This window comes from Vibrio sp. 10N.261.46.A3, assembly GCF_041472995.1.
GTDB lineage: Bacteria > Pseudomonadota > Gammaproteobacteria > Enterobacterales > Vibrionaceae > Vibrio > Vibrio coralliirubri.
This window is the reverse complement of sequence record NZ_JBFRRH010000083.1, coordinates 55,242-70,548: the sequence shown is the minus strand read 5'-3', so window position 1 is coordinate 70,548 and position 15,307 is coordinate 55,242. Positions and strand designations below refer to the sequence as shown.

Sequence of the window (15,307 nt, the reverse complement as noted above, 5' to 3'; positions counted from 1 at the left end):
TTGGATAAGATTTTTGTAGAAGAAGCGGTATCAGAACTACACACGCTTCAAGATGTGATTCGTTGGACTGTTAGCCGCTTTAACGCAGCTGGCCTATTTTATGGTCACGGCACTGATAACGCGTGGGATGAGGCAGTACAACTTATCTTACCTACTCTTTATCTGCCGATTGATGTTCCTTCGCATGTAATGAACTCTCGTCTAACGAGCAGTGAACGTCTGCGTATCGTTGAGCGTGTGATCAAGCGTATTAATGATCGTACACCAACGGCTTACCTGACGAACAAAGCTTGGTTCTGTGGCCTTGAGTTCTTCGTTGATGAGCGCGTTCTTGTGCCTCGTTCTCCAATTGGTGAGCTGATCGAAGCTCAATTCCAACCTTGGTTAACTGAAGAGCCAACTCGCATCATGGATATGTGTACGGGTAGCGGTTGTATCGCTATTGCTTGTGCTCACGCATTCCCTGACGCTGAAGTAGATGCGATTGATATCTCTACAGACGCATTGCAAGTTGCAGAGCAGAACGTTCAAGATCACGGCATGGAGCAACAAGTGTTCCCAATCCGTTCAGATCTTTTCCGTGATTTGCCAAAAGAGAAATACAACCTGATCGTATCTAACCCACCTTACGTGGACGAAGAAGATATGAACAGCCTGCCTGATGAGTTTACTCACGAGCCAGAACTTGGCCTAGCTGCGGGTACAGACGGTCTGAAATTGGTTCGTCGCATCTTAGCTAACGCACCAGAATACCTAACTGATGATGGTATTCTTATCTGTGAAGTAGGTAACTCAATGGTTCATATGATGGATCAGTACCCAGAGATTCCATTCACTTGGATTGAATTCTCTAACGGTGGTCATGGCGTATTCATGATCACTCGTGAGCAGCTTGTTGCTTGCGCTGATGAGTTCTCTATCTACAAAGACTAGGTTTCAATTATTAGGTTAGTGCCCCTCTCTTAGGGCTGTAAGCTTAGAACCTGAAATCTAGTAAGACGTTCGATTTGAAACGTTTTGTTTAAACGCCATGCATTGCTGCATGGCGTTTTTTATTGCCTAGATTAAAGATGTTTGTATTCATATCGAAGACGTTAAGTACAATATTTAGTTGATTAATATGAGGGCTTATTACATATTGGTGTTTAATATTTAGTCGTTTTAGTGAGTTAAGGAGGATTCACGATGAGCTTTGATACATGGATTTATTATTTATTAGCGGTGCTGATCTTAACGGCATCACCAGGCCCAAGTTCTTTATTGTGCATGACCAAAGGTGTGCAATCTGGCTTTAAATTATCGATATTTACCGCGTTGGGCAGCTTAACTGCGATTACTGGCATTCTAACCTTATCGTTTACCGGGCTAGGGGTAATTATTGCTTCGTCTGAAGTGGTATTTAATGTCATAAAATGGACTGGTGCGGCTTACCTTATCTTCCTCGGCTGGAAATCTCTGCGCTCTAACCAACAAGATTATGACAAGTTACCGGATCAACAAGGCGGTGCTCAATCTGTCAAAGAAAGTGCTGCGCAGCATTACCTAAGTGGCTTTATTGTTGGCGCGAGTAACCCCAAAGCTATCTTGTTTTTTACCGCACTTTTTCCTCAATTTATTGACCCATCGATCGCTCTGATCCCGCAGTTTACTGTGTTTGCTTTGACCTTCGCAGTGATGGAATTGTCTTGGTTACTGGTGTATGCCTACTTGGGCGCGAAGTCGTCAAATTGGTTGTTTGCGAAAGGCCGAGCTAAGGTCTTTAATCGTGTTACTGGAGGCGTCTTTATTGGGGCTGGTGCACTGCTTTCGACGACCAGTCGAGCATAACTTTCTGTTTTATCTGAGAAGTGAATGATTACAGAATATTCTTGATGCTGTCATAAAAGGTTAATATTAATATGCTTGCTGCTTTTGGCGAAAAGCCGATATATTGTAGTTACACCATCACGTTCTCAAGGAGAGACATATGCAGCATCAAGAAATGATTCAACACAGTAACTTTGGCGTAATCAGTCGTACTTGGATTTTCTCTACCCTTTCTCTAGTGGGTATTCTTGCTCTAATGTAGTCAGCTTTATGGCTCTATATTTTTAGTTTTTATTATGAAATCACTTGTTAAAAAGTCTTCAAAGTCAGAACTCTTTCTCTTATAAATGTGGCTTTTCTCATCAGGCTAGCCACTTAACTTTTTCTTAGTCATCTTCTTCTAGCAAGCTTCCCCCAATAATTTACTTCTAGTTGCCACTTTCTCGTTGTCACTTCTTGCCTTAAGTCACTACCTTCTTCCTGTGGACAGGTTTGTCACCTTATCTCTATAAACGAGCACCATCGCACTTCTGAAGTTGTTACGAAACTGTGATAATCTTAAGTTATCTTTTATCTACAGTGTATCTCTCATGTCTGTCTGGGATTCTATTTCATTTAACAATCGATTTACTGCATTACCTCGACTGTTCTATACCCCAATTCAACCTACACCGCTAAACAATGTTCAATGGCTCGCATGGAACCATAAGCTTGCGGATGAACTCGGCTTTCCGTCATTTGATGATGCTTCAGAAGAGTTGCTTGAAACGTTATCTGGCAATGTTGAACCTGAGCAGTTTTCGCCTGTAGCAATGAAATACGCAGGCCACCAGTTTGGTTCTTATAATCCGGATTTAGGTGATGGAAGAGGGCTGTTATTAGCTCAAGTTGTCGCGAAAAGTGGCGAAACGTTTGATTTACACCTCAAAGGTGCCGGTAAAACGCCATATTCTCGTATGGGTGATGGACGCGCTGTTATTCGATCAACGGTTCGTGAGTATTTGTGTAGCGAAGCGATGGCGGGGCTCAATATCCCAACCACACGTGCATTAGCCATGATGACCAGTGACACGCCAGTTTATCGTGAGAAGCAAGAGTGGGGAGCATTATTGGTGCGTGCTGCAGAATCTCACATTCGATTTGGTCACTTTGAACATCTGTTTTATACCAATCAGGTGGCAGAACATAAACTACTGGCTGATAAAGTGATTGAATGGCACTTCCCGAAATGCCTTGATCAAGAGAAGCCCTACGCTGCCATGTTTAATGAAATTGTCGATCGCACTGCGGAAATGGTCGCGTTGTGGCAAGCGAATGGTTTTGCTCATGGCGTGATGAACACCGATAACATGTCGATCATCGGGCAAACATTCGATTATGGCCCATTCGCATTTCTTGACGAATATGACCCAAGATTGATCTGTAACCACTCGGATTATCAAGGGCGCTACGCATTTAACCAGCAACCGAGAATAGGTTTATGGAACCTGTCTGCACTAGCTCACTCACTTTCTCCGCTGGTGGATAAGGTCGACTTAGAGGCCGCTTTAGAGCAGTACGAACCGCAAATGAACGGTTACTTTAGTCAGATGATGCGTCGTAAGTTGGGGCTGCTTTCGAAACAAGAAGGCGACAGTCGTTTGTTCGAATCTATGTTCGAGCTGATGTCGCAAAACAAAGTCGACTACCCAAGGTTTTTTCGAACGTTGTCGAACTTGGATACCTTGCAGCCGCAAGACGTGATTGATTTGGTTATCGACCGAGAGGCAGCAAAACTGTGGGTAGATAACTACCTACAACGCTGCGAATTAGAAGAGAGTTCAGTGGTAGAGCGCTGCGAAAAGATGAGGCAGGTAAATCCGAAATACATCCTCAGAAACTACCTAGCTCAGCTAGCGATAGACAAAGCAGAGCGTGGTGATAGCAGCGATATTGACGCTTTGATGGTGGTACTTGCAGACCCTTATGCGGAACACCCGGATTATGAACACCTGGCGGCTCTACCTCCTGAGTGGGGCAAAGCGATGGAGATCAGCTGCTCTTCATAACCAACCAATAGCGGATTAAGCCCTAAAGATTCAGGTAGAGGTCACTAAGTTGTGATCTTTATCTGTTCGTTCTTCTAACTTTACAAACATGTCAATAATCAAACAATCGGCCAGCCTATACACTATGTGAATAAGTTGTAAATTTAATAGGTTTGGGCGATGCCAACAAATACTCGAATTCTCGTGGTGGATGATGATCAAGAAATCCGCGAGCTGCTGGAAGAGTACCTCACAAAATCTGGTTTCGATGTTTCTTCGGTGGGAGATGGTGTTGAACTAGAAGCTCATCTGCAAAACCAAGGTTATCCAGATCTAATTCTGCTGGATGTGATGCTACCCGGTGACGATGGTTTTACCCTGTGTCAACGCGTCCGTAAGCAATCGAATGTGCCTATCATCATGCTGACTGCGGTATCGGATGAAACCGACCAAATTATCGGCTTAGAAATTGGTGCCGATGATTATATTGCCAAGCCATTTAGCCCTCGTCAGTTAATGGCTCGTATCAAAGCGTTATTACGCCGCGTTCAAGTGGTGGATGATAAGCCAAGTGATGCATTGCCAAAGCAGATTATTTTTGGTGATTGGACGCTTGATACCTTAGCGCATCGAATTTCCCACAATGAAAACTCGGAAGAAATGGATTTGTCGGGCAGTGATTTTTCTCTGTTGATGTTGTTCTTAACTCGCCCCAACGAAGTTCTTGACCGTGACACTATCTCATTCGCGACCAGAGGCCGTGAAGCGTTGCCTTTTGAACGTGGTATTGATGTGCAGCTTAGTCGCCTGAGAAGTCGGCTGGGCGACAGTGGCAAGTATCCTCACTACATCAAAACCATGCGCGGTAATGGCTATATTCTCGCTGTGCCTGTTCAGTATGAACACTGATAATCAAGTGCCGTTAATGAACACCTTGCCAATGAAGTATTTCCTATGATCTGGTTGAGTCGATTAAAACCAAACTCCTTGGTCGCAAGAACCTTGCTGCTGACCTTGTTAGCCGTGGTGATTGCTCAAGGTATCGCAACGTCTATTTGGTATAGTGAATCCAAACACAAAGAGTTGGAAGGGATTCGTTCTGCCTCCGAGAGCATGGCGAACATGTTTGCCTCGACAGTGACTTTCTTTCAGTCTCTACCCGTCAAATATCGTCATATCGTATTAGATCAGATCCGCAATATGGGCGGTACGCGCTTTTTCGTCTCTTTCAATAAAGAGGCTTTGATTGTTGAGCCGATCCCCGATACCCGCTTAAAAACCGCTTCGATTGAAGCTATAGAAAGTGTTTTGAGTAGCAAGCTCAATAAAGTCGAATCAGTTCGTGTTGATTTCTCTCGCCCTGAACATCTTCGTTTGCTTAAAAATGACATTTACTTGAGCGATCTCCCGCGATCGTGGGCACATCACACATTAACCTTAGAACCTCTTAATCCTCCTATTCTGGTTGTTCAGATAGAACTAGCCAGTCATGAATGGGTGTATATCGCCGCGTTGTTGCCGGCGCCTTACGTCAAACTCGACGATACGATTCTCGGTCGTGAGCAAGTGATCTTCTTAGTTTCCTCGACACTCATTCTTTTGGTTTTGACTTACTTGATGATTCGTCGCCAAGTGCGCCCTCTTAAAAAATTAGCAAGAGCCGCCAATGAGATGAGTATGGACATTCAGCAACCCCAACTGAAAGAAGAAGGGGCGACTGAACTGGTCACCGCAACCCGAGCCTTCAATCGCATGCAGCAACGGATTCGTCGCTATGTTGCCGACCGAGAGCACCTTTTCTCGGCAATCTCCCATGACTTAAAGACACCAATAACACGGCTTAGATTGCGTGCAGAGTTGTTGGAGAGTGAAGTAAAGAAAGACAAATTCAACAAAGATCTTGATGAGCTTGAGATGATGGTTAAAGGTGCTTTGCAAGCGGTAAGAGACACAGATCTACACGAGAACAATGCCATTATTGACCTCAACGAAATGGTGCTTGCTGTGATTGAATCGCATAACCAGTATCAGACAAAGGTTGAGTTCGAGCCGGTCGTCATTGAACCATTGGTCGCTAAACCACTGGCGATAAAGCGTGTACTGACCAACTTAATCGATAACGCGGTTAAGTATGGTTCCTCAGCAGTTGTTGAAATCAGCGGTGATGATCTTTGGGTGGTCGTGACCATTCAAGACAGCGGAAATGGCATTCCAGAAGACAAGCTTGAGCTGGTTTTTGAACCTTACTTTAGGTTAGCAACGGATGATCAAGGACACGGTCTTGGCCTCGGGATCTGCCGAAATATCCTGCATGGACACGGCGGAGATCTCATTATTCGCAACTCCTCTCAAGGTGGCTTAGAAGCCAAAGTCTATATCCCAACAGGCCTAGAAGTGTAATGTAACAATTGTGTTACATAGGGCTTACCTTTTGTTTCAATCCTAAAAATCAAAATAAGTAGACTCTTTATTGAACCGGGCGTCGAGTCCGCTAAAACATGGAAGATAATAATGAAAATCAATAAAACCCTACTTACTCTATCTCTTCTTGCTGCCTCAACATTTTCTCAAGCTGGTGAAGTGGAAGTGCTTCATTGGTGGACTGCCGGTGGCGAAGCGAAATCCGCAGCGGTACTGAAAGAGATGATTGAAGAACAAGGCCATACTTGGAAAGATTTCGCTGTTGCTGGTGGCGGCGGTGAAAGTGCGATGACTGTTTTGAAAACTCGAGCAGTGTCGGGCAATCCTCCATCTGCCGCGCAGATCAAAGGTCATGATATTCAAGAGTGGGGTGGTTTAGGTTTTCTAACGTCTCTCGATGCAACGGCGAAACAAGAACAATGGGATGAGCTACTGCCAGAAGTGGTCACTAAAGTGATGAAGTGGGATGGCGAATATGTGGCGGTTCCTGTCAACGTTCACCGTGTTAACTGGCTTTGGGCGAACCCTGTTGTTTTAGAAAAATCAGGCGTGACGGTTCCAACTACGTTAGATGAATTTTTTGTTGCCGCAGATAAGATTAAAGCAGCTGGCTTCATTCCACTGGCTCACGGTGGTCAACCTTGGCAAGACGCGACGGTATTCGAAGCTGTAGCACTTGATGTACTAGGCAGTGAAGACTACAACAAAGCGTTTGTTGATCTGGATATGGATGTTTTATCTGGCGACAAAATGGTGGAAGTGTTCACCAAGTTCAAAAAGATGCGTGATTACATCGACAGCAACTCTCCGGGTCGTGATTGGAACGTCGCAACTTCAATGGTTATCAATGGTGAAGCGGCAATGCAGATCATGGGTGACTGGGCGAAAGGTGAATTTACTGCGGCAGGTAAAGTGCCGGGTAAAGACTACATCTGTGCACCAGCTCCAGGTACTGATGGCCAATTCACTTTCAACATCGATAGCTTTGCGTTCTTTGAGTTAAGTGACGAAGAGAACCAAAAAGCGCAGCAAGATCTAGCGAAAACCATTCTTACCAAAGATTTCCAAGAAGTCTTCAACCTTAACAAAGGTTCTATCCCTGTACGTCTAGATATGGATATGTCTAAGTTTGACCAATGTGCGTTGGATTCAATGGCAACCTTCAAAGCAAGTGCTGAATCTGGCGATCTTGTTCCAAGTATGGCTCACGGCCTAGCGACGACAAGTTATGCTCAAGGTGCGATTTACGACGTGGTAACCAACTTCTTCAACGAAAAAGATGCCGATCCAAAAGAAGCGGCGGCTAAGTTAGCGAAAGCAGTGAAAGCGGCTATCTAATCTAACTTGATAAGCAACACACAACGCACGTGAGTGACGGGTTGTGTTGCTTTACCAAACCCCCAGGGTGGGTAGGCTCGTAGGGAGCCTATCTACTCTTCACTCCCAATTCTGATATGCGTGATGCTGATGTGGTGCCGAAAGGTAAGCCATCGGCTCGATTGTGCAACAAGGATAAGTTATGGAGCATGTTTTGACTGAGTCGACTCCAAAACCCACAAGGAGCCAGCCTGCACCGAAACCGAGTTTTGCTGACAGGTTGCAACATTGGTTACCTAAAATTGTACTGGCGCCGACCGCGTTAGTAACCGTGGTCTGTATCTACGGCTACATTTTTTGGACGGCAGCGTTGTCGTTCACTAACTCTCGATTTCTGCCGAGCTTTAACTTCGTTGGTTTAACCCAATATGAAAAGCTGATGGACAACGATCGCTGGATCACCTCAATCACCAACCTCGGTGTGTTTGGTTTTCTGTTCATGGCGATTGCTATCTTGCTTGGTGTTGGTTTAGCGGTATTGCTTGACCAGAATATCCGCCAAGAAGGGGCGATTCGAACTATCTATCTCTACCCAATGGCGTTGTCATTCATCGTGACAGGTACGGCGTGGAAATGGATTCTTAACCCAGGTCTTGGCATTGAAAAGCTGATGCAAGATTGGGGATTTACTGACTTCAAATTCGATTGGTTAGTCGACTCGGAAATGTCGGTCTATACCTTAGTTATCGCGGCACTTTGGCAGTCTTCAGGCTTTGTGATGGCGATGTTCTTAGCCGGTCTGCGTGGTATCGATTCATCAATCATCAAAGCGGCACAAATTGATGGAGCAAGCTTACCTACTATTTATCTCAAAATCATTCTGCCTTGCTTGCGCCCTGTGGTTTTCAGTGCGGTGATCATCACGTCACACATCGCGATTAAGAGTTTCGACCTTGTGACCGCAATGACAGCGGGTGGCCCGGGTTATTCATCGGATCTTCCTGCGCTATTCATGTATGCACACTCCTTTACTCGTGGACAAATCGGCCTTGGTGCTGCCAGTGCCATGATGATGCTTGCAGGTATCTTAGCGATTCTCGTGCCTTATCTTTACTCTGAACTTAGGGAGAAAAAGTCATGATGAATAACGTCAACTTTGCTCGAATCTTTATCTATTCAGCACTGCTTTTCTTCTGTTTAGTGTATCTAATGCCATTGTTCGTGATGGTGCTGACCTCATTCAAAACTCTGCCTGATATCAAGGCGGGCAACCTGATGAGCTTGCCAAAAGAGTGGGTGTTCGATGCTTGGTATAAAGCGTGGGACACCGCTTGTACGGGCGTAAAATGTGAAGGCATCAAAGGCTACTTCTGGAATTCGTTCCAAATGGTGATTCCTGCGGTTGCGATTTCAACATTGCTCGGTGCATTCAATGGCTATGTCGTGACGAAATGGCAATTCAGAGGTTCAAACCTGTTCTTTAGTTTGTTGTTATTTGGCTGCTTCATTCCGTTCCAAGTGGTGCTACTACCAATGGCAACCATGCTCGGCAAGATGGGGCTAGCGAACACAACCATCGGCTTGGTGATTGTGCACGTTATCTACGGTATGGCATTTACCACACTGTTTTTCCGTAACTTCTATATCTCGATTCCTGATGAATTGATCAAGGCGGCAAAGCTCGATGGTGCTGGCTTCTTTACGATTTTTTTCAAGATTTTATTACCGATTTCAACGCCCATCATCATGGTGACGGTGATCTGGCAGTTCACCGCGATTTGGAATGACTTTTTATTCGGAGTGGTCTATTCCGGATCAGATACTCAGCCGATCACCGTGGCATTAAACAACCTAGTCAATACCAGCACGGGCGTTAAAGAATATAACGTCGACATGGCTGCCGCGATCATCGCCGCACTGCCAACGCTGTTGGTGTATGTCTTCGCAGGAAAATATTTTGTTCGTGGCCTAACGGCAGGATCAGTAAAAGGATAATTACCCATGGCAACATTAGATTTAAAACAGATCCGTAAAACCTATCACAACGCGGACAACGAAACGTTAAAGGGCATCGACATCAGTATCGATTCGGGGGAATTTTTGATACTTGTCGGCCCTTCGGGGTGTGGAAAATCCACCCTAATGAACACAATCGCAGGGTTAGAGAATATTAGCTCGGGTGAGATTGTGATTGATGGTATAGACGTTGCGCAGGTTGAACCTAAAGACCGAGATATCGCGATGGTATTTCAGTCTTACGCGCTTTATCCAAACATGACGGTACGTGGCAATATCGCTTTCGGTTTGAAGATTCGTAAGATGCCTCAGGATGAGATCGATGCAGAAGTAAATCGAGTGGCTGAAATGCTGCAAATCGAACAGTTGCTGGATCGTAAGCCATCGCAGCTTTCTGGTGGTCAGCGTCAACGTGTCGCGATGGGACGTGCTCTGGCTCGTCGCCCTAAGCTTTACCTATTTGATGAACCGCTTTCGAACTTGGATGCCAAGCTACGTGTTGAGATGCGTCATCAGATTAAACGTCTGCACCAGAAGCTGAATACCACGATTGTTTATGTAACCCATGATCAAATCGAAGCGATGACTTTGGCGGATCGCATCGCAGTAATGAAAGACGGTGAACTGCAGCAGTTAGGCACACCACAAGAGATCTACACCAAGCCAAACAATATGTTCGTAGCAGGCTTTATGGGGTCACCGTCAATGAACTTCATTAAAACCATGGTGGATTTGGATGAGGAACAGAATCCGATCATTAAGGTGGTCGGTACCGCAGATCAAGAACACCACATTCGTTTGCCACAAAGTATGCGCGACCAAGATGGCAAAGAGTTGGTGATTGGGCTGCGTCCAGAACACATTACCGAACAGGAAGGTGATGATGTTTCTGCCTCCACAAAGCTAGACTTACAGCTGGAGGTATTGGAACCGACAGGGCCAGATACTATCGCTATGGTCAAAGTGAATGACCAAGAAGTCGCGTGTCGCTTGTCGCCGGAATTTGAGGTGTCGGTTGGGCAAATGGCACCACTGCATTTTGACCTATCCAAAGCTGTATTCTTTGATGCTCAGACGGAAGCGAGAATCGATTTCTAAGTGTTACTAGCAAGTTAGTTTCACCAAACACCTCATCGTTTGATGGGGTGTTTTTGTATTAAGACAGGTTAATTGTCACATTAATGATAAAAAACTCAGTAAAGTCTATGCTTGATGGGAGATTAATTTTTATAAAAAGGATGTCTGCAATGAGAGTCCAATTACTTGCAGGAGCAATGTCACTTGCTCTTCTTTCTTCTCCTGTATCTGCTGTTGTTAATCATGATTTGAGAGACAGTTATATTGTCGTTTTAAAACAGAGTGTATCGGAATCACGGGCGAATGATATCGCGCGCGAAGTTGCCAATGGGCGTGGTGTAGTTGGTCATCAATATAGCCATGCCTTGAAAGGGTTTTCTGTTAAGGTCCCAGAGCAAGCTCTCAAAGGTCTTAAAAATAGGTTCCCCGAGATTGATTACATTGAGCCTGATATCATCATGCATGCTTTACCGCGAGGAGGTAAACCTAATCGAGGCGGAGGTGGAGATAGTGTTGAGCGAGCTGTTCAGCAGGTTCCTTGGGGTGTAACCAGAGTCAACGGTGGTACTGTTGATATGAGTAATTCCTCATCTGTTGCTTGGGTTATAGACTCGGGTATTGACAGTAACCACCCAGATTTAAATGTAAACAAATCTAGAGGGGCAAACTTTACTCGCGGTAAGAAAAACAATACTAGCGATGGTAATGGTCACGGCACGCATGTAGCAGGAACGATTGGTGCGTATGATGACGGTTTTGATGTCGTTGGTGTTGCTCCTGGTGTACAGGTAATTCCAGTACGGGTGTTAGATAATAGCGGCAGTGGTTCAATGTCGGGCGTGATTGCAGGAGTTGATCATGTTGCTCGTTATGGTGACTCTGGTGACTGTGCCAATATGAGTTTGGGAGGAGCTGGATATTCAGCCGCCTTGGATAGCGCGATTAAAACGGCCGCTGCTCAAGGGATATTTTTCTCAATCGCAGCGGGTAATTCAGGGCAGGATGCCAGTGGGTTTACGCCAGCGAGTACCAACGGCACGAATATATTTACTATTTCCGCATTTGGTGAATCTAACGATAATTTCGCTTACTTTTCCAATTATGGCTCTGATGTAGATTACGCTCAACCTGGAGTCGATGTGTTATCGACCAAAACGGGCGGAGGAACGGTTTCTTACAATGGTACCTCAATGGCGGCTCCTCACTTTTGTGGAGTACTGTTAGCCACCGGAGGCTCATTCTCTTTGGATGGGGATGTGAATAATGATCCCGACGGATCTCCTGACCCTATTGCAGTGAGTAATTAACTTGTTTGATAGTTTAAGTAGGTATAAAAATGCCGTTGTAGGCAATAAAAAGCGACCTGATGGGTCGTTTTTTATTGTGAATAATCATCGAGTAGACAGTTAATTATCATCAAAGCTGATATTTAGTGTGATGTGGCTATATAAAGCTGACGTAGAAACGCGTAGGATCGAGTCAACTTTAGACCAAATACTAGGTTGCACTTTGGTGCATAAACAGAAGAATACATGAAACTAACAGCAAAACCCTCAGCTAGTAACGCTTTACTTATTTCTATTACGACACCGGACTTCAAAGGTGACGAAGCAAAAGAGTCTCTTGCCGAACTTGCTCGCTTAGTAACAACCCTAGGGTTTAAAGTGGTTGGTACTCAATCGCAGCACCACAGTTCAGCTCAACGACAAAACGTGTTGGGTGCTGGTAAGCTTGCGGAAATTGCTCACCTAACCGGTTACCAAGGTTCGATTGAAGAAGCAGAAGATGAAGACTTCCTTGATGAATCAGGTCTATTTGATTCAGAAATCGACGAGCTAGATTTTGATGATCTTCCAACGGGCAATTTCCAATACGGCGCCGCTGATGTTGTGGTCTTTGACTGTGATTTAAGCCCATCTCAACTGCGTACTGTTGAGGCGAGTTTGGGTGTGGAAGTATTTGACCGTACTGGCATCATCATCGAAATATTCAGCCGTCACGCTCGTACTCGTACTGCTCGCCTGCAAGTTGATATCGCTCGTCTAAACTACTTAGTGCCACGACTTCGTGAAACGGCAGAGGGTGATAAAGAGCGTCAAATGGGTCAGGGCGCCGGTGAAACTTCTCTAGAGCTAGACCGTCGTAACGTACGTGACCAAATTGCTGCGCTTAAGCGTGAGCTAGTAAGCGTACAAGATGAAATGAAGACCCGACGAACAAGGCGCGCGGAGCTTTTCACTGTTGCTTTAGTTGGCTACACCAATGCTGGTAAATCTTCGATGATGCGTGCAATGACCGCAACCGAAGTGGTGGGTGAAGATAAACTGTTCGCAACGCTAGACACTACGGTTCGTGCGCTTCAGCCAATCACTCAACCGCGTATTCTGGTTTCGGATACTGTGGGTTTCATCAAGAAACTGCCACACGATCTGGTTGCTTCGTTCCACTCAACACTAGCAGAAGCGCATGATGCTTCATTGCTGCTTTATGTCGTTGATGCTTCTGACGTTTCATTCCGCGCACAACTTGATGTGGTACACGACGTATTAGCTCAAGTGGGCGTTGAAGGCAGCGAAAAACTATTAGTGCTGAATAAGTGCGATAGATTGACTGAAGAGCAGCAATTAGAGCTGATCGAAGAATTCCCAGATGCGATGCTAACGTCAACTCGTGATCCTCTGGATATCACGAAACTGCACAAGTACATCGTTGGTGTTGCTGAAGAAGGCATGATCGAAGAAGAGATCACGATTCCTTATTCTGGCCAAGGCATCATTGGTGAGATTCGCTCAAACATGAGTGTGGTGAAAGAAGAGTACGACTACGAGTGTATTAAGTTGACCGTTCGCTCTAGTGAAATTGACTTAGCTCGACTGAAAAAGCGTATGCAGAAGTCTTAATCTTTTAGCTAGCTTAAGAAGAATGACCAAAAGAAAAGCGACCTGATAAGGTCGCTTTTTTTATTCGTTGAGTTAATTAACTCTGTATTGAAATGACTATGCCATTCTTTGCGTCGGTTTCCATCGTGCTAACTCTGGGTCAAGCTTGATGCCTTGTGAGGTCAGCAGGTTAACACGTGCTAAGTAAGCCGCACCGTGCATCAAATGCTTAGCTAGATCGACTGCATTACGCTGTTGGTAATCATCTAGGTAGCTGTCTTTTGCCCATGCGTTGAATGCGCCTAGTGCAGGGCCTGCCCATACTTGATAATCCATTTCACGACCTTGTTCGCCAGTGTTTGACCAGCGGCTCGAAAGCCCCAAGTACCAACGGAAGATCAGTGCCATTTTACGCTTCGGATTGCCTTCAGCACGTTCGATCTGTTTAGGATCACGCTCGTTAAAGTGCGCGACTGTACCTGCCCAGATGTCATCCAGTGTTGAACGGAATACCTGCTTCTCTAGCTTTTGACGTTCTTCAACTGGAATCGCTTCAATTGAGTCGTAGCGTGTGTAGATCTCGTAAAGCTTGTTTGCACGCATTGGGAACAAAGTACCGCGCTTAACCACTTGCAGCTTCACACCCATCTCGAACATGTCTGCCGCCGGAGCCATAGTCACGTCAGCCATTTCGGTTGTCGAAAGCAGCTTACGTGTGTGCTCGCTCGCGCCAGCCTCAACACACGCTTGGTTGATTGAACCGGTAACAATGTATGCCGCACCCATGTTAAACGTTGCTAGAGCAGCGTCAGGCGTACCTACGCCACCACCACAACCAACACGCAGCGGTGTTTTGAATTGGTACTGAGCTTGGATCTGTTCTTTCAACGCAAGAATCGTTGGTAACAGGGTAACCAGAGGGCGGTTATCGGTGTGGCCACCAGAATCCGCTTCTGCAGTAATGTCATCCGCCATTGGAACCAACTGTGCTAGCTCCATCTGTTCTGCTGTGATTCGACCTTCATCAACCAAGGCTTGCAGCATTTTCACAGGAGCGGGCTGCATGAACTTACTTGCGACTTCAGTACGGCTTACCTTAGCAATAACCTTGTTGCCAATCTGAATCTCACCTTGTGCATCACGGCTAAGGCCAGCGGCACGGTAGTGAACGATTTGTGGTGTTAAACCTAAGAAAGCAGAAGCCTCAACCGTTTTCACTTTGTGCTTCAAAAACAGCTCAACACTGCCGCGTTCTAGCGCGGGTTCGCTTGGGCTGTGAATCAAGTTAAACGCGTAAGGACCGTTTGGCAGTGCAGCTTGAATGCGGTTGATCGCTTGCTCAACGCGAGACGGGATTAAACCCGCCGCGCCAAATGAACAAAGAATGCCAGCTTGGCCAAGCGCAATCACCAACTCTTCAGATGAAATGCCATTTGCCATTGCGCCAGCGTAGTAAGCGTATTTCACGCCGTGGCAGCGACGAAAATCTTCGTCGCCTAGGCTTTGTGTACCAAGAGCGGGAGCAAAGGCGCTAACAGGTTGGCTGTTCGCCGAGCTTGCTGAATCGCCTGATGCAATCTCAGCTTGTTGGCTTACGCCCAAGCCTTTTTCTGGGTGGTTCACTACGTAACAAGCAAGGCTTAAATCTTTCAAGATTGTCGACATTGCTGCGTTATCGAAACGCGTTGTGCTCTCTTCGATCTGCCAAGGCCACGGAGATAGCTTTTCGTTATTGATTGTAGTTTGAGTTGTCATACTAAATTC

General features: G+C 45.6%; 12 protein-coding genes. 11 read left to right on the top strand and 1 reads right to left on the bottom strand.

The genetic code is table 11. The features are described 5' to 3' along the window. The 11 genes from prmB (at position 1) to hflX (ending at position 13,564) form a co-directional block, all read left to right on the top strand. On the top strand, positions 1-933 hold the full coding sequence (gene prmB, locus AB4484_RS19510) for a 50S ribosomal protein L3 N(5)-glutamine methyltransferase (protein ID WP_372079892.1): 933 nt from the start codon (positions 1-3) through the stop codon (positions 931-933). 252 nt (positions 934-1,185) lie between these two features. Next, positions 1,186-1,827, top strand: coding sequence for a LysE family translocator (locus AB4484_RS19505; protein WP_372079890.1), 642 nt, complete (start codon positions 1,186-1,188; stop codon positions 1,825-1,827). Between the two features lie 569 nt (positions 1,828-2,396). Next, the gene (locus AB4484_RS19500) at positions 2,397-3,854 is read left to right on the top strand and encodes a protein adenylyltransferase SelO (RefSeq protein WP_268672383.1); all 1,458 of its coding nucleotides are present in this window, start codon (positions 2,397-2,399) and stop codon (positions 3,852-3,854) included. A gap of 159 nt (positions 3,855-4,013) precedes the next feature. After that, on the top strand, positions 4,014-4,742 hold the full coding sequence (locus tag AB4484_RS19495) for a response regulator (RefSeq protein WP_061039291.1): 729 nt from the start codon (positions 4,014-4,016) through the stop codon (positions 4,740-4,742). A gap of 45 nt (positions 4,743-4,787) precedes the next feature. After that, entirely contained in the window at positions 4,788-6,233 is a 1,446-nt protein-coding gene (locus tag AB4484_RS19490; RefSeq protein ID WP_372079887.1) for an ATP-binding protein, read from the top strand. A 111-nt stretch (positions 6,234-6,344) separates the two neighbouring features. Further along, positions 6,345-7,592 (top strand): ABC transporter substrate-binding protein, encoded by a 1,248-nt coding sequence (locus tag AB4484_RS19485; protein ID WP_372079885.1) that lies wholly within the window; start codon positions 6,345-6,347, stop codon positions 7,590-7,592. 181 nt (positions 7,593-7,773) lie between these two features. Continuing rightward, complete coding sequence (locus tag AB4484_RS19480; protein WP_009848503.1) at positions 7,774-8,712, top strand: carbohydrate ABC transporter permease; 939 nt, start codon at positions 7,774-7,776, stop codon at positions 8,710-8,712. Then, positions 8,709-9,566 (top strand): carbohydrate ABC transporter permease, encoded by an 858-nt coding sequence (locus AB4484_RS19475; RefSeq protein WP_372079883.1) that lies wholly within the window; start codon positions 8,709-8,711, stop codon positions 9,564-9,566. The genes AB4484_RS19480 and AB4484_RS19475 overlap by 4 nt, the downstream gene beginning before the upstream one ends. Before the next feature lie 6 nt (positions 9,567-9,572). After that, on the top strand, positions 9,573-10,685 hold the full coding sequence (locus tag AB4484_RS19470; protein ID WP_372079881.1) for an ABC transporter ATP-binding protein: 1,113 nt from the start codon (positions 9,573-9,575) through the stop codon (positions 10,683-10,685). A gap of 140 nt (positions 10,686-10,825) precedes the next feature. Further along, positions 10,826-11,971, top strand: coding sequence for a S8 family serine peptidase (locus tag AB4484_RS19465; protein ID WP_248369580.1), 1,146 nt, complete (start codon positions 10,826-10,828; stop codon positions 11,969-11,971). 225 nt (positions 11,972-12,196) lie between these two features. Then, on the top strand, positions 12,197-13,564 hold the full coding sequence (gene hflX, locus AB4484_RS19460; protein WP_017056924.1) for a GTPase HflX: 1,368 nt from the start codon (positions 12,197-12,199) through the stop codon (positions 13,562-13,564). A 96-nt stretch (positions 13,565-13,660) separates the two neighbouring features. On the opposite strand, the gene pfaD is transcribed toward hflX, so the two are convergent. Next, entirely contained in the window at positions 13,661-15,298 is a 1,638-nt protein-coding gene (pfaD, locus tag AB4484_RS19455; RefSeq protein WP_057622911.1) for an eicosapentaenoate synthase subunit PfaD, read from the bottom strand. Between the last annotated feature and the right edge of the window lie 9 nt (positions 15,299-15,307).